General features: G+C 68.2%; 12 protein-coding genes and 1 pseudogene. 9 read left to right on the forward strand and 4 right to left on the reverse strand.

From position 1 onward, the window contains the following. Nucleotides 1-12: 12 nt before the first annotated feature. Both SLG_RS03370 and SLG_RS22105 read left to right on the forward strand, forming a co-directional pair. Nucleotides 13-309: an integration host factor subunit alpha gene (locus tag SLG_RS03370; protein WP_014075011.1), complete on the forward strand. Its 297-nt coding sequence runs from the start codon at nt 13-15 to the stop codon at nt 307-309. Between the two features lie 50 nt (nt 310-359). Continuing rightward, nucleotides 360-641: pseudogene (locus SLG_RS22105) on the forward strand (MerR family transcriptional regulator); the annotation flags it as partial. A gap of 252 nt (nt 642-893) precedes the next feature. Here the strand turns inward: SLG_RS22105 and SLG_RS03380 are convergent. From SLG_RS03380 to SLG_RS03390, 3 genes are all read right to left on the reverse strand, one after another. Further along, nucleotides 894-1,445 carry a SixA phosphatase family protein gene (locus tag SLG_RS03380; RefSeq protein WP_014075013.1) on the reverse strand — a complete coding sequence of 184 codons (552 nt, stop codon included), beginning with the start codon at nt 1,443-1,445 and terminating at the stop codon, nt 894-896. Beyond that, nucleotides 1,442-4,207 (reverse strand): ATP-dependent DNA helicase, encoded by a 2,766-nt coding sequence (locus SLG_RS03385; protein WP_014075014.1) that lies wholly within the window; start codon nt 4,205-4,207, stop codon nt 1,442-1,444. The genes SLG_RS03380 and SLG_RS03385 overlap by 4 nt, the downstream gene beginning before the upstream one ends. 136 nt (nt 4,208-4,343) lie before the next feature. Beyond that, on the reverse strand, nt 4,344-4,754 hold the full coding sequence (locus SLG_RS03390) for a PilZ domain-containing protein (RefSeq protein ID WP_014075015.1): 411 nt from the start codon (nt 4,752-4,754) through the stop codon (nt 4,344-4,346). A gap of 183 nt (nt 4,755-4,937) precedes the next feature. Between SLG_RS03390 and SLG_RS03395 the strand changes: the two genes are divergently transcribed. Next, nucleotides 4,938-6,539 (forward strand): lysine--tRNA ligase, encoded by a 1,602-nt coding sequence (locus SLG_RS03395; RefSeq protein ID WP_014075016.1) that lies wholly within the window; start codon nt 4,938-4,940, stop codon nt 6,537-6,539. Nucleotides 6,540-6,585: 46 nt separating this feature from the next. Here the strand turns inward: SLG_RS03395 and SLG_RS03400 are convergent, their stop codons facing one another. Continuing rightward, nucleotides 6,586-7,020, reverse strand: a complete 435-nt coding sequence (locus SLG_RS03400) for a hypothetical protein (RefSeq protein ID WP_014075017.1) — start codon at nt 7,018-7,020, stop codon at nt 6,586-6,588. Between the two features lie 353 nt (nt 7,021-7,373). On the opposite strand from SLG_RS03400, the gene SLG_RS03405 reads away from it, so the two are divergent. The 6 genes from SLG_RS03405 to SLG_RS03430 all read left to right on the forward strand — a co-directional run bounded on the left by SLG_RS03405 (nt 7,374) and on the right by SLG_RS03430 (nt 15,460). Continuing rightward, nucleotides 7,374-7,760, forward strand: coding sequence for a response regulator (locus SLG_RS03405; protein WP_014075018.1), 387 nt, complete (start codon nt 7,374-7,376; stop codon nt 7,758-7,760). Nucleotides 7,761-7,847: 87 nt separating this feature from the next. Further along, nucleotides 7,848-8,891 (forward strand): alcohol dehydrogenase AdhP, encoded by a 1,044-nt coding sequence (gene adhP / locus SLG_RS03410; RefSeq protein ID WP_014075019.1) that lies wholly within the window; start codon nt 7,848-7,850, stop codon nt 8,889-8,891. Nucleotides 8,892-9,128: 237 nt separating this feature from the next. Next, nucleotides 9,129-10,526 carry an efflux transporter outer membrane subunit gene (locus tag SLG_RS03415; RefSeq protein WP_014075020.1) on the forward strand — a complete coding sequence of 466 codons (1,398 nt, stop codon included), beginning with the start codon at nt 9,129-9,131 and terminating at the stop codon, nt 10,524-10,526. Continuing rightward, complete coding sequence (locus tag SLG_RS03420; RefSeq protein WP_014075021.1) at nt 10,523-11,596, forward strand: HlyD family secretion protein; 1,074 nt, start codon at nt 10,523-10,525, stop codon at nt 11,594-11,596. Before SLG_RS03415 ends, SLG_RS03420 begins: the two co-directional genes overlap by 4 nt. Next, nucleotides 11,593-14,334, forward strand: coding sequence for a ribosome-associated ATPase/putative transporter RbbA (gene rbbA / locus SLG_RS03425; protein WP_014075022.1), 2,742 nt, complete (start codon nt 11,593-11,595; stop codon nt 14,332-14,334). The genes SLG_RS03420 and rbbA overlap by 4 nt, the downstream gene beginning before the upstream one ends. 4 nt (nt 14,335-14,338) lie before the next feature. Then, on the forward strand, nt 14,339-15,460 hold the full coding sequence (locus SLG_RS03430) for an ABC transporter permease (protein WP_014075023.1): 1,122 nt from the start codon (nt 14,339-14,341) through the stop codon (nt 15,458-15,460). Nucleotides 15,461-15,498: the final 38 nt, after the last annotated feature.

Here is a 15,498-nt window from a genome sequence, read left to right on the forward strand (position 1 = left end):
TTGGGGGACGAAATGAGTGCTGATGAAACCTTGACCCGTGCGGAGATCGCCGAGCAGCTCAATCGCCAGATCGGGCTGTCGCGCGCGGAGTCGGCGCAATTGGTCGAACAGGTGCTGGAACTGGTCACCGAAGCGCTGGAACATGGCGAGAATGTGAAGATTTCCGGCTTCGGGACATTCGTGCTACGCGACAAGAATGAGCGGATCGGCCGCAATCCCAAGACCGGCATCGAGGTCTCGATCACGCCGCGCCGGGTGCTGACCTTCCGTCCGAGCCAGTCGCTGCGCGATCGTGTCGCGGGCGCCTGAAACGCCCGAGCCGGATTGACCCGCGCGGCGGGATCGTTGCACAATGCGCCATGGCCAAGGATGACGGCGCGTTTTTGACGATAGGAGAGCTGGCTCGGGAACTGGGCGTCGCTCAACATATCCTGCGCTATTGGGAAACGCGCTTCCCGCAACTCCGTCCGCTGCAGCGCTCGGGCAATCGCCGTTATTATCGGCCCCGCGACGTGGAGATCGCCCGGCGCATCAACCGGCTGCTCAACGAGGAAGGCTTCACCGTGAAGGGCGCCCAGCGGGCCCTTGCGGGGCGGAGCCCGGCGCCGGCCGACATGCCCGGCCCGACGCCATCCGCCGATGGGGCCGCAACCGCGCCCACCGATGCCGCGCCCGCGCTGCAGCAGGCAGCCCCTGTCGCCCCGGTCCCGCCGGCCGGTCCGCAAGGCGTCCTGCCGATCGGTGATCTGCCGGTGGCCGCCCGGCCCGCGCCCCGTCAGGTCGCGCAGACCGATCTCGCGCTGCTCATTGCCCGGCTGACCGTCATTCGCCAGAATCTCGCGGACGCGATCGAGGGCGCCTGAGGCTTGCCGCGCGCTGGCGCGGCGCCTCGCTCAGCGCTGGTCCGGGCCCAGCGCCGGGTCGAGATCGCGTGGCCGCACGAAGCTGCGCAGCGTTGCCCGCCCGGCGAAATCATGGGCCAGGCTCGCCCAGTCCGTGACATCGAAGTCCAGCACGGCGAGCGCGGCGGTGGGGAATTTGGTCTCGACCGAATCGCGCAGCGGTGATCGCGCATCGTCGGGCACGGCGGTGAGGATCAGCTCCTCCAGCCCGGGGCTGTGCCCGGCCAGCAGGATGCTCGAAGCGGGTTCCTGCGTCTCGGCCAGCACCTCGGCCAGTGTCGTTCCGGCCGCCAGATAGATGCGCAGGTCATAGGCCGGCTCGGGGCATTCGCCATAAGCCTCGCGGAAATGGCGCAGCGTATCGACCACTCGCGCGGCGGGCGAGGCGATGATGGCATCGAAGGTCAGCCCGTGATGAGCGGCCCAGCGGCCCATCACGGCAGCGGCGCGATGTCCCCGGTCGTTCAGGCTGCGGTCAAAATCCCGCAAGGCGGCGTCGCTCCAGTCGGATTTCGCGTGACGCAGGACGATGACTCTCTTCATTCCCTTGTCGGCACTCCCTCGATCCGCGACCCGTTCTGCGCCTCCTGCCCCAATTTCGTAGCGGAACCAAGCCGGGAGCGCACTCTTTCGATCGCTTCGTCGAGCGGGATGCGCAGGATCGGGACGCCGGGGGGAAAGGCGCCGAGCAGCCGGCTCGGCATGGCGGCGGAGAGGATCACGAACTGGCCGCGATCGTCCGCGCGGCGGATGAGGCGGCCGAAGGCCTGCGCCAGCCGCGCGCGTACCTGCCGGTCGTCATGCGCCGTCGGGGCGCCGCTCGCCTGGCGCCGCACCGCGTTCAGCACCGAGGGCTTCGGCCATGGCACGCCTTCCATCACGACGAGGCGCAGCGAATCGCCCGGCACGTCCACGCCGTCGCGCAGCGCGTCGGTGCCCAGCAGCGAGGCGCGCGGATCGTCGCGGAACATGTCGATCAGGGTCGCGGGGTCGAAGGGGTCGACATGCTGCGCGTAGAGCGGCAGCCCGGCCCGCGCGAGCCGGTCCGCGATTCGCGCCTGCACGGATCGCAGCCGGCGGATGGCGGTGAAGAGGCCGAGCGTGCCGCCGCCCGCCGCCTCGATGAGCCGCGCATAGGCGCCCGCCAGCGCTGGCAGGTCGCCGCGCTTGATGTCCGTGACGATCAGCACTTCGCTCTGGCTGGCATAATTGAACGGGCTCTCCACATCGAACCATCGCGGCGTGGCGGCGAGATGGCTGGCGCCGGTGCGGCCGATCGCTGTCTCCACCTCGCCGCCCGCGCGCAGGGTGGCGGATGTGACGAGCACGCCATGCGCCGGCTGCAGCACCACTTCGGCCAGCGGCCGGGTCGGGTCGAGCCAGTGGCGATGCAGGCCGATGTCATATTCGCGCCCCTCCGCACGGTCGACGGCAAGCCAGTCGACGAAATCGGGGTCCGGCGCGCTGCCCACGCGCAGCAGCAGGGCGATCCAGCTGCGCAGCAGGTCGCACCGCCAGCCGAGCGCGGAGATCGCGCCGTCGATGCGGGCCCGAGCCGGCGTGTCGAGCCAGTCGGGCGCGAGTTCGATCACGGCGACGAGCCGCTTGGCGAGCCGCTGCAGGGGCGTGAGCAGCGCTTCGAGCGCCGCCGCGCCTTCCGTTGCGGCATCGATCAGCGCGCCATCGGCCTCGGCCAGGTCCACTTCCAGCCCATAGCCGGGGTCGGTTTCCTTCCCGTCACGCTCCGCGCGGGCATAGACGGTGTCGCGCACCGCGCAGAGCAGCGCCTCGATCTCGCCGTCCGGCGCGCGTTCGTGCACGCGGCGCATCCATTCCTCGCCCGGCAGCGCCCGCGCCGCCTCGCGCGCATCGTCGATGGCGTGGGCGCCGTCGGCGTCATAGCTCGCCACGTCGGAGAGGCGCGCCGCAAGGCCCCGCCGCCGTCCGCGCCGCTCCTTCTCCGGCCCCATGATCCAGCGGCGCAGTTCGATGGCCTCGCGGCCGGTCAGCGCGGCGGCGAAGGTCGAATCGGCCGCGTCGAAGAGATGATGGCCCTCGTCGAAGACGATCCGCGTCGGCGCGCCCTGCGTCTCGCGCCCGCGCGCGGCATTGATCATCACCAGCGCATGATTGGCGATGACGATGTCCGCGCCCTGGCTCGCCCGGCTCGCGCGCTCGATGAAGCAGGTGCGGAAATGCGGGCAGCCGGCATATATGCATTCGCCGCGCCGGTCGGTGAGCGCGGTGGCCCCGGCCCGGCGGAAGAGGGCGGGCAGCCATCCCGGCATGTCGCCGCCCACCATGTCGCCGTCGCGCGAATAGGCCGCCCAGCGCGCCACGAACTGCGCGAGCACTGCCGCGCGCCCCGCGAAGCCGCCTTGCAGCGCGTCCTCCAGATTGAGCAGGCAGAGATAGTTCTCGCGGCCCTTGCGGATGACCACATGCCGCCGGAAGCTGGCGTCGTCCGGATAATGGCGGCGCGCCTCGCGGTCGAGCTGGCGTTGCAGCGCCTTGGTGTAGGTGGAGATCCACACGGTGCCGCCGGCGCGTTCCGCCCAGAGCGTGGCCGGCGCGAGATAGCCCAGCGTCTTGCCGATGCCGGTGCCGGCCTCTGCGAGCACGATATTGGGCATGTCCTGCCGCGTGCGCGGATCGAAGCCGTCGGCGGCGGCGAGCGAGAAGTCGCGCTGGCCGCTGCGCGTCTCGGCGCCGTGCCCGGTCAGCGCGGCGAGGCGGCCGAGCACCTCCTCGTCGGCCAGCGTCACGGGGCGGGGCTGCGGGCGCGGCGGCTGGTCCTCCCATTGCGGCAGGCGGCTGAACAGCCAGCGCTCGGCCTGCGCGGGCTGGGCGATCCGGTCGCGCAGCAGCGGCACCCAGCTCCAGCGCAGCCGCTCGAGCTGCTTCAGGCTCGTCCATGCGCCTTCGCGCTCGGCCCAGTCCGGCCGCCCGGTCCAGTCCAGCATGGCAAGCGCGAGGTGCGGCACCAGCGCGGTCGCTTCGGTGTCGTTGGCCGGCGGCGCCATGGCCAGTGCCCGCGCCAGCCCCGCGACCGTGGGAATGACGAAGCGCGCGGGAAAGAGGAAAGCGAACAGCTCGAGCAGGTCGAGGCCGGAGAGGTCCGCATGGCCCAGGCGCGCGCCGAGCAGCGGGGCATTCACCATCAGCAGCGGCGTGTCAGCGGCGCGGGCCAGCGCTTCGCCCCGGCTCAGGGAAAGGACGTCGTCACGCCCGTCGCTCAGCCAGATCCCGGCATGGTTGGCGTGCAGCGCGGGCGGAAGCGGGACGGGGAGGGAGGAGAGAGCCACGCCACACCCATAGCCTGCTCGCGACGAGGTGGGAACGCTTGGAGAACATCGCGGGGAAGATTTTTGCCCGGGCCGGTGGCGGGATGGTCCCTGCCGGCGTCAGCGCCGATGCCGGGGTGGTCGCCCGGTCGTGCGTTCAGCCCGTGCGGCGGCCGAAGCCCCCGGTCGCGCGGCCGAATGGGCGCAGGCCCTGTCCGCCGAGCCGCGCCTGCATCGGTTCATAAGCGAGGTGCGTGCCGGTCGGTGCCTCGCCGGGCAGCTGGCTGGCGCGCGCGAGCATCAGCCGCTCGTGCAGGGGGCCGTCGGTGAGCGGGAAGGAGAATTTCACGCCCATGCGGTCCACTTCGGCCCAGCGACACTGGGCGTAGAGGGTCTGGCCCATATATTCGATCTGGAAGCGCGTTCCGGCCGGCAGGGTGCAGCCGATGACCTGGGCGCCATGTTCGGTCATGTCGGCGATGGCCGCCTCCAGCGAGTCGAGCACAGTCGTGATCGTCACCGGAATTTCGACGCCGATCCGCCTTTGCCGCTCAACCTGTGTTTCCATGCCCGTTTCCTTGTGTCTCCGCCATGCTGCGTCGTCGTTCGAAGTCGTGTCGAAAACTGCCCTCTAGCCTGTTATATTAGGACTGCACTGGTAAAATTTCCCGTAACCGCGAATATTGGAAATGGGGGCGTGCCGGGCTTTTTGGCTTGGCGCTCCCGGTGACTTGAAGCTAGAGCGCCCGCCATGACGACGCGTGCGATATCTCCCGAGCTCCGTGAAGCCGCCAGGGTCTCCAAGGCCTGGCCTTATGAGGAAGCGCGCAAGCTGCTCAAGCGCTATCCGGGCGGCAAGCCGGATGGTGCGCCGGTGCTGTTCGAGACCGGCTATGGCCCCTCGGGCCTGCCGCATATCGGCACTTTCAACGAAGTGCTGCGCACGACGATCGTGCGCCATGCCTATGAGGAACTGTCCGGCGCGCCCACGCGCCTCGTCGCGTTCAGCGATGACATGGACGGGCTGCGCAAGGTGCCGGACAATGTGCCCAACCAGGCCATGCTGGCGGATTATCTCGGCAAGCCACTCACGCAGGTCCCCGATCCCTTCGGCAAGTTCGAGAGCTTCGCGCATCACAACAACGCGATGCTGCGCGACTTTCTGGACAGCTACGGCTTCGACTATGAGTTCGTCTCGTCGACGGACATGTATCGCGGCGGCCAGTTCGACGACGCGCTGAAGAATGTCCTGCGCCATTATCAGGCAATCATGGACATCATGCTGCCGACGCTGCGCAAGGAGCGGCAGGCGACCTATTCCCCGGTCCTCCCGGTCAGCCCGAAGAGCGGGAGCGTGCTTCAGGTCCCCATCGAGGTGGTGGATGCCGATGCCGGCATCGTGCGCTTCACAGATGAAGGCGATGTGATCGAGCAGTCCATCCTGTCCGGCGGCGCCAAGCTGCAGTGGAAGGTCGACTGGGCGATGCGCTGGGTCGCGCTCGGCGTCGATTACGAGATGGCCGGCAAGGACCTGATCGACAGCGTGACGCAAAGCTCCAAGATCGCTCGCGCGCTCGGCGGTCGCCCGCCCGAGGGCTTCAATTACGAAATGTTCCTGGACGAGAAGGGCGAGAAGATCTCCAAGTCCAAGGGCAACGGCCTCTCGATCGAGCAGTGGCTGACCTATGGCACGCGGGAAAGCCTCGCTTTCTATATCTATCGCGAGCCCAAGGCGGCCAAGCAGCTCCATATCGGCGTGATCCCGCGCGCGGTGGACGATTATGAGCAGTTCCGCGCCGCTTATGCCGACCAGCCGCTCGACAAGCAGCTCGGCAATCCCGTGCATCACATCCACAATGGCGATGTGCCGCAGGACGGGCTTCCGGTCACCTTCGGGCTGCTGCTCAATCTGGTCGGCGTCATGGGCGCGGATGCGACCGAGCATCAGGTCTGGGCCTATCTGCGCAATTATGCGCCCGACGCCACGGTGGAGCGCTATCCGCGCCTCGGCGGGCTGGTGCGTCATGCGCTGGCCTATAATCGCGATTTCATTGCGCCCACGCTGCGGCGGCGGGCGCCCGAAGCCCATGAGGCGATGGCCCTGCGCGAACTGGATGCCCAGCTTGCCGCGCTCGATCCGCAGGCGGGGGCGGAGGAGATCCAGAACATCGTCTATGCGATCGGCAAGGATCCGCATTACGGCTTCGAGCAGCTTCGCGACTGGTTCAAGGCGCTTTACGAGACCTTGCTCGGGGCCGAGCAGGGCCCGCGCATGGGCAGCTTCATCGCGCTCTACGGTGTCGAGAACAGCCGCGCGCTGATTGCCCGGGCACTGGAAGCCGCGCCCGCCTGATCCCTGTTGAGGGGAAGGGCGGGCAGGACGTCTTGCGCCTCGCCGCTCATGCCTCCGGGCGCTGTGGCTGCAACCGGGCCGACTGGATCGCGCCGACCGCCGCCACCGCATCGAGGAACAGCCGCCGCGCCGTGAATTCGGGCACCATGTCCCGCAGCAGCGTGACGGCGCAGGATTCGTCCCCCTGCGCCGCCATGACGGTGAGGTCGCCCAGCACCGCCTCGTCGGGCGTCAGGGTCATGCAGCACGGCCGGTGAATGAGGAACTGCTCGGGCCAGCTCTGCTGGATGCCGTGCACCAGCCGCGCCAGGCGCCGCGCCGCGTCCATGCTGCGCAGCCGCACCGCCAGGTCGGGCAAGGGGTCCCGCCCGGCCTGCCCGAACATGATGCACAGCCGCGTCGCCATCACCATGTGCATGGCCGTGAGCGGAAAGGAGCGCAGGTCCCTGAAGCGAAACAAGTGCGAAAGCGTCTGATTCATGGGGGCTCCTCCGGTCGCGCTGCCATCGTCTCTCCCGGCAAATTATGCTATTGCGAACGAATTGCAATAACTTTCAGAAACACCAGTCGCACCGGGACGCGTTTTATCTGTCCTAATATGTCCGGTTTCTTCGTCGCAGATCGGGAGAAAATGGCGGTTTCCCGCGCCATGGCGGGCCGTCGGATCGACGGCGCGGACTGTAAGCCCATGTCCCGGTCCGCGCCGTTCCCCTCCGCGAACCTTCCCCCGAGCCGTCCCACCGATCGCCCCCGTAGTTTTGCGGATTCCGAAGGCCGGCTGGCCCCGCCACAAAGGGCGCATCAGGCCTGGCCCCAGACCTGCGGAGACGGACAATGATCGAACTGAGCGGCCCCCATGCCCACGCCCTCATCATCGAGGACAACATGATCATGAGCCGCGCGATCGAAGCCCAGCTCATGGCGGCGGGCTTCCGCTCCATCTATCATGCCCGCACCCGGAATCGCGCCATGGCGCTCGCCCGCGTGCAGTCGCCCGATGTCGTGGTGGTGGGCGAGCATGTCGATCAATGGGCGGGGATCGCCGCCGCGCAGGAGCTCAGCCATCGCGACGGGACCGCTGTCATGATGGTCACCACCGATCCGCAGTTCTGGCGGCGCCCTGTCCCCGAGGATGTTCCCATGCGCGGGCCCTATCGCATCGATCAGTTGAGCCGCGCCTTCAGCCCCCGGCGGCAGGGAAGCGCGGCGCCCGTCGCGTGACGGGGCGGGGGAACGGACGACTCCGCGCGCCGGTCCGCCGCGATCCCTTGGGCGTCCCACATCTCAACCAGTCAGGAGTCAGTTCCCATGCAGAAGACCATGAAAGCCGCCGTCGTCCGCGCGTTCGGCAAGCCCCTCGTCATCGAGGAAGTGAAAGTGCCCGAGGTCGGTCCCGGCCAGATCCTCGTCAAGGTCGCCGCGGCCGGCGTCTGCCATACGGATCTCCATGCCGCCGAGGGCGACTGGCCGGTCAAGCCGACGCCGCCCTTCATTCCGGGGCATGAGGGGGTGGGGCATGTGGTCGCGGTGGGCGCCGGCGTTGCGCATGTGCGCGAGGGCGATCGGGTCGGCGTGCCTTGGCTCTACAGCGCATGCGGCCATTGCGTGCATTGTCTGGGCGGCTGGGAGACGCTGTGCGAGGTGCAGCAAAACACCGGCTATTCGGTGAACGGCAGCTTCGCCGAATATGTCCTCGCCGATCCGAACTATGTCGGCCATCTGCCCGCCAATGTGGGTTTCGTGGAGATCGCGCCGGTGCTCTGCGCGGGCGTCACGGTCTACAAGGGGCTGAAGGTCACGGACACGAAGCCGGGCGACTGGGTCGCGATATCGGGCATCGGCGGGCTGGGGCACATGGCGGTGCAATATGCCAAGGCGATGGGGCTCAATGTCGTGGCGGTCGATATCGACGATGAGAAGCTGGCGCTCGCGGAGCGGCTGGGCGCCGACCTGTCGGTCAACGCGCTCCACGCCGACCCGGCCGCCTTCGTCAGGAAGGAGATCGGCGGCGCTCAGGGCGTTCTGGTGACAGCGGTGAGCCCCAAGGCGTTCCAGCAGGCGATGGGCATGGCCCGCCGGGGCGGCACGGTCTCCCTCAATGGCCTGCCGCCGGGCGATTTTCCGGTGTCCATCTTCGACACGGTGCTGAATGGCACCACCATCCGGGGCTCGATCGTCGGCACGCGGCTCGATCTCCAGGAAGCGCTGGATTTCGCGCAGGCGGGGAAAGTCCACGCGACGGTGAAGACCGATGCGCTGGAGAACATCAATGACGTGTTCGCGCGGATGCACCGTGGCGAGATCGAGGGGCGCATCGTCCTCGATTTCGAGGGCGCCGGAACGCCGGCCTAGAACGCCTGAACTCTGGTCGCGGCCGGAGCCTCCGGTCGCGACGCCAACCTTCGCATCCCTGCCTCGCGGGGCGACATCGCACGCCCGGAGGGCGGCCTGCCGGCGCGCGCCTGCCCTGAGCCCTCCGGGATCCGAGGCGGCTACGTAGCATCCCCAATGATGCCCGTCGCTGCGCTGCGGTAACAAACCCGGAAAGCTGAACGGACGGGCAAATTGGCAAGTTTCCTCAGACGATCGATGGCAGTTTTCGGGGCCGCGTCGCTTGCCGGCTGCTCCTTTGCCCCTGCACCGCAGCATCCGGCGATGCCGGTGCCGGCGCTCTATCCCGAGGAGAGCGCGCCGCTCGGCGGGAACGCCGCGGCGCAGATCGGCTGGGAGGCCTTTTTCGGCGACGCGCAAGTCAGGGCGCTGATCGGCCGCGCCCTTGCCAACAATCGCGATCTGCGTGTCGCTGCGGCCCGGATCGAGCAGGCCCGCGCGGCGCTGCGGGCGCGTGGTGCCGATCTCGCGCCCCAGCTCGCCGGGTCCGCCGGCATGGTCAAGGCCGGGCTGCCGGAAAGCTTTTCCCAGATGCTCCGCGAGGACACGCTGACCAGCTATGACGGCATGCTGCAGACGAGCTGGGAAATCGACCTGTTCGGGCGGCTGCGCAGCCTGCGGACGGCCGCGCTCCAGCAATATCTCGCCAGCACGGAAGCGCGGCGGGGTCTGGCGACGATCCTGGTCGCGCAAGTGGCGGCGGGCTGCCTTGCCGATCGCGAATATGCCGAGCGGCTGGAACTGGCGCGCGAAACGCTCGCCAACCGGGAGCGGGCACTGCAGATCCTCACCCGGCGCTACGAACTGGGGTCTGGCTCGCGGATCGAAGTGACGCAGGCCGAGACGCTGCGCACGCAGGCCGCCGGCGCCATCCAGTCGATCGAGCTTTCCCGTGCGCAGAACCGGACGGCCCTGGCGCTGCTGGTCGGCGCGCCGGTCGAGGAGGCGGCGCTGACGCACAGCCTCGCCGAGATGGGGCGCACCCAGTCCATTCCCGCCGGCCTCCCCTCCGAGCTGCTCGCCAATCGGCCGGACATCGTGGCCGCCGAGCATCAACTGCGCGGGGCGGAAGCGAATATCGGCGCCGCCCGTGCCGCCTTCTTCCCCAGCATCAGCCTGACCGGCGCGGTGGGCACCACCAGCAACGATCTCGATGGACTGTTCGGTGCCGGCACCGGCCTGTGGCTGTTCCGCCCCACCGTCTCGCTGCCGATCTTCACCGCCGGCAAGCTGCGCGCCAGTCTGCGGGCAAGTGAGGCGCAGCGTGACGAGATGATCGCCACTTATGAGAAGACCATTCAGGCCGCCTTTCGCGACGTGGTCGATGCGCTGGCGCAGCGGCGCTGGCTCAATGAGCAGATCGCGACCACCGAGCAGGCGATTGCCGCGCTGAGCGAGCGCTCCCGCCTGGCGACGATCCGCTTCGAGGCCGGCCGCGCCGCCTATCTCGAGGTGCTGGATGCCGAGCGCGACCGTTTCTCAGCGCAGCAGCAGCTCGTCCAGCTGCGTCGCGCCTGGCTGGCCAGCGGCGTGGCGCTTTACGCTGCGCTGGGCGGCGGCTTTTCCGAACCCGAAGGGCAGGGGCAGATGCCATGAGTACCAACTGGAAGAAATGGGCGATACGCCTCGCCATAGCCGCCGTGGCCATCGCCGCTGTCCTGACCTGGCGCTACTATCTCACGCGCGATCCGCTTGGCGAAGGGATCGCCAGCGGCAATGGCCGGATCGAGGCGACGGAAGTGGATGTCGCTGCCAAGGCGCCGGGGCGCATCCGCGACATCCTCGTCGATGAGGGGGATGAAGTGAAGGCGGGCCAGTTGCTGGCGACGATGGACGTCGACACGCTGGAAGCGCAGCATGCCCAGACGAGCGCGCAGAGCGAAGCGGCGCGGTCCAGCGTCCGGTCGGCGCAGATGCAGGTGGCGCAGGCGCTCAGCCAGCGCACGGCAGCCCTTGCGCAGCTCCGCCAGCGGCAGGCCGATCTCGCCACCGCGCGCCAGCATCTCGGCCGCTCGACCGCGCTCGCGGCCGAAGGCGCGACGCCGCGCCAGGAGCAGGAGGATGACCATGCCCGGCTGCAGGCCGCTCAGGCCGGTGTCGACGCGGCGCAGGCGCAGGTCGCGGCCATCGATGCCGCGATCGCCACGGCCCGCGCGCAGGCCAGTGGGGCGCAGGCCAATGCGCAGGCGGCGAGCGCGCTGGTCCGTCAGGTCGAAACGAATATCAACGATGCCGCGCTGCGCGCGCCTCGCGCCGGGCGCGTGCAATATCGCATTGCCGAGCCGGGCGAGGTCATCGGCGCGGGCGGCAAGGTGCTCAATCTCATCGATCTCACCGATGTCTATCTCACCTTCTTCCTGCCCGAGCAGGCGGTCGGCCGGGTCGGTCTCGGCGACGAGGCACGCCTCGTGCTCGATGCCGCGCCGGATCGGGTGATCCCGGCGCGCATCACCTTCATTGCCGACGTCGCCCAGTTCACGCCCAAGACGGTGGAGACGAAGGACGAGCGGCAGAAGCTCATGTTCCGCGTGCGCGCCTCGATCGATCCCAAGCTGCTGGCCCGCTACCGCAATGTGGTGAAGTCGGGCATGCCGGGCATGGCCTATGTGCGGATCGATCGTTCGGGGGCATGGCCGGCGCAGCTCGCGCTGACTCCGCTCAAATGACCGACGATGCCGTTCGCCTGTCCGGCGTGCACCTGCGCTTCGGCGATGTGGTGGCGCTCGACGGCATCGATCTTCAGCTCCCCGCCGGGCGCACGGTGGCGATGATCGGGCCGGACGGCGTCGGCAAGTCGAGCCTGTTCGCGCTGGTTGCCGGCGCCCGCGCGATCCAGGAAGGGCAGGTCGAGGTATTGGGCGGAGACATGGCCGACGCCCGGCACCGGCGGCGCATCTGCCCGCGCATCGCCTATATGCCGCAGGGCCTGGGCAAGAATCTCTACCCGACCCTGTCGGTCTTCGAGAATATCGATTTCTTCGCGCGCCTCTTCGGCCAGGCGCGTGCGGAGCGCGAGGCGCGCATCGAGACGTTGCTGGCCGCGACCGGCCTCGCACCGTTCCGCACGCGCCCGGCCGGCAAGCTCTCCGGCGGCATGAAGCAGAAGCTCGGCCTGTGCTGCGCGCTCATCCACGATCCGGATCTGCTGCTGCTCGACGAACCGACGACCGGTGTCGATCCGCTCTCCCGCGTGCAGTTCTGGGAGCTGATCGACCGGATCCGCGCCGAGCGCCCGGGCATGAGCGTGCTGGTCGCCACGGCCTATATGGAGGAGGCCGAGCGCTTCGATCATCTCGTCGCCATGGATGCGGGGCGAGTCCTTGCGACCGGCACGGCAGCCGAGTTGCGCGAGCGCACCGGCGCCGCGAGCCTGGAGGAGGCGTTCATCGCCCTGCTGCCCGAGGAGCAGCGGCGCGAGCATCACGCCGTGACGATCCCGCCCCGGGACGCGATGGCGGACGGCATCCCCGCGATCGAGGCGCGCGGCCTCACCATGCGCTTCGGCAACTTCACGGCCGTCGATCATGTGGATTTCAGCATCGGGCGCGGCGAGATCTTCGGCTTCATCGGGTCGAACGGCTGCGGCAAGACGACGACGATGAAGATGCTGACCGGCCTGCTCCCCGCTAGTGAAGGCCAGGCCCTGCTGTTCGGCCGCCCGGTCGATCCGCGCGATATCGAGACGCGCAAGCGGGTCGGCTACATGTCGCAGAGCTTCTCTCTCTACACCGAGCTGACAGTGCGGCAGAATCTGGAGCTTCACGCCCAGCTCTTCCAGGTGCCGGACGACCGGATCGCGGCGCGCGTGACCGAGATGGCCGAGCGCTTCGGCCTGCTCGATCTGATGGACGCCTGGCCGGAAAGCCTGCCGCTCGGCCAGCGCCAGCGTCTCAGCCTCGCCGTGGCGATGATCCACGCGCCCGAGATCCTGATCCTCGACGAGCCGACCTCGGGCGTTGATCCCATCGCTCGCGACGCGTTTTGGCAGATGATGATCGACCTGGCCCGCAAGGACATGGTGACCATCTTCATTTCCACCCATTTCATGAACGAGGCCGAGCGTTGCGACCGGGTGGCCCTCATGCACATGGGCCGGGTGCTGGCGACCGATACGCCGGCCGGCGTGGTGCGCGCCAGCGGGGCGGCGGACCTCGAGGCGGCATTCATCGATCATCTGCGCCGCATGGGCGGTTTCGAGGGCGATGGTGAAGCGCTGGCGGGCGATACCCCGGCGACGCTGGCCGCCGCGCCCCGCACGGGCGATAAGGCGGACGCGCGCTTCAGCCTGCGCCATATGCTGAGCTACAGCCGGCGCGAGGCGCTGGAGTTGCGCCGGGACCCGATCCGCGCGACGCTGGCGCTGGTGGGCAGCATCATCCTCATGTTCATCATGGGCTATGGCATCAGCCTCGACGTCGAGAATCTGACCTTCGCCGTGCTCGACCGGGACGGGACCACCACCAGCCAGAATTATGCGCTCAATCTCTCCGGCTCGCGCTATTTCGTCGAGCATGCGCCGGTGCATGGCTATGCCGAACTCGACCGGCGGATGCGGGACGGCGAGCTGAGCGTCGTCATAGAGATTCCGGAGCATTTCGCGCGTGACATCCGCCGGGGCAGGCCGGTGTCCGTGGGCATGTGGGTGGATGGCTCGATGCCGAGCCGCGCCGAGACCGTGCTGTCCTATGTGCAGGCCATGCACCTCAGTTGGCTCTCGGATTTCGCCATGCGGGAGCTGGGCGCGCGGCCAAGCCTCGGCCTTGCCGGCATCGAGACGCGCTATCGCTACAATCCCGATGTCGCGAGCCTCGTCGCGATCGTGCCGGCCGTGATCCCGATCCTGCTCCTGCTCATCCCGTCCATGCTGACCGCGCTCAGCGTCGTGCGCGAGAAGGAGCTTGGCTCCATCGTCAATCTCTATGTGACGCCGGTGACCCGCACCGAGTTCCTCCTCGGCAAGCAGCTTCCCTATGTGGTGCTGGCGATGCTGAACTTCGTCCTGCTGACGATCCTCGCCGTCACGGTGTTCGGCGTGCCGCTCAAGGGCAGCCTGTTCGCGCTGAGCCTGGGTGCGCTGCTGTTCGTGCTCAGTTCGACCGCGATCGGCCTCATCTGCTCCACTTTCCTGCGCACCCAGATCGCCGCCATCTTCGGCACCGCCATCGCCACCATCATCCCGGCGGTCCAGTTCTCGGGCATGCTGACGCCGGTCGCCTCGCTGGAAGGGTCGGGCCGCTTCATCGGCACGGTCTATCCCGCCACGCACATCCTCACGATCAGTCGCGGCGTCTTCTGCAAGGCGCTGGGCGTCTCGGATCTTCCCGGAGCCTTCACGGCTCTCGCGATCACCGCACCCCTGCTGATGGCGGCAGGCATTGCGCTGGTGCGCAAGCAGGAGCGTTGAAGCGATGCGGCTGGCCAACATCATGCGGCTCGGCATCAAGGAGATGCGCAGCCTGTGGCGCGACCGGATGATGGTCGTGCTGATCCTGTGGGCCTTCACCGGCTCGGTCTATGTCGCCGCGACCGGCATTCCCGAGACGCTCAACAAGGCGCCGATCGCCATCATCGACGAGGATGGCTCGCAGCTCTCGCGCCGGATCATCGGGGCATTCTACCCGCCTTATTTCAATCCGCCGGTCATGATTACCCAGAGCGATATCGATGCCGCGATGGATCAGGGACTCTACACATTCGTCCTCGATATCCCGCCCAACTTCCAGCGCGACCTGCTGGCCGGCCGCAATCCCGCCATCCAGCTCAATGTCGATGCGACACGCATGGCGCAGGCCTTTTCCGGCAATGCCTATGTCCAGCAGATCGTGAACAAGGAGATCGCGACTTATGCGGCGCGCAGCGCGCCCGCGGCAGCGCTGCCGGTCGATGTGGCGGTGCGCGCGCGCTTCAACCCCAATCTGACCTCGCTCTGGTTCGGCGGGGTGATGCAGGTCATCAACCATGTCACGCTGCTCTCGATCATCCTGACCGGCGCGGCGCTCATCCGCGAGCGCGAGCATGGCACGGTCGAGCATCTGCTGGTCATGCCGGTCACGCCATTCGAGATCATGGCCGCCAAGGTCTGGTCCATGGGGTTGGTGGTGCTCGTCGCCACCTGGTTCTCGCTCAGCATCATCGTGCGCGGTGCCATGCAGGTGCCGATCGAGGGCTCCGTTGGGCTGTTTCTGCTCGGCGCGGCCGCGCATCTTTTCGCCACCACGTCCATGGGCATCTTCCTCGGCACCTTCGCGCGCTCGATGCCGCAATTCGGCCTGCTGGTGATCCTCACGATCGTCCCGCTGGAACTGCTGTCCGGCGGCAGCACGCCGCGCGAGAGCATGCCGCAAGCGGTGCAGGACGTGATGCTGGCCGCGCCCACCACGCATTTCGTGAAGCTGGCGCAAAGCATCCTCTACCGGGGCGCGGACATCAGCGTGGTCTGGCCGCAGCTTCTCGCCATCATCGCCATTGGCGCGGTCTTCTATGCGGTCGCGCTCGCCCAGTTTCGCAAGGCCATCAACACCATGGCCTGAACCTTGCGCTTCACAACGGACCGGAAGGGCCGCAGTTC

This window comes from Sphingobium sp. SYK-6 (genome assembly GCF_000283515.1).
Classification (GTDB): Bacteria; Pseudomonadota; Alphaproteobacteria; order Sphingomonadales; family Sphingomonadaceae; genus Sphingobium; species Sphingobium lignivorans.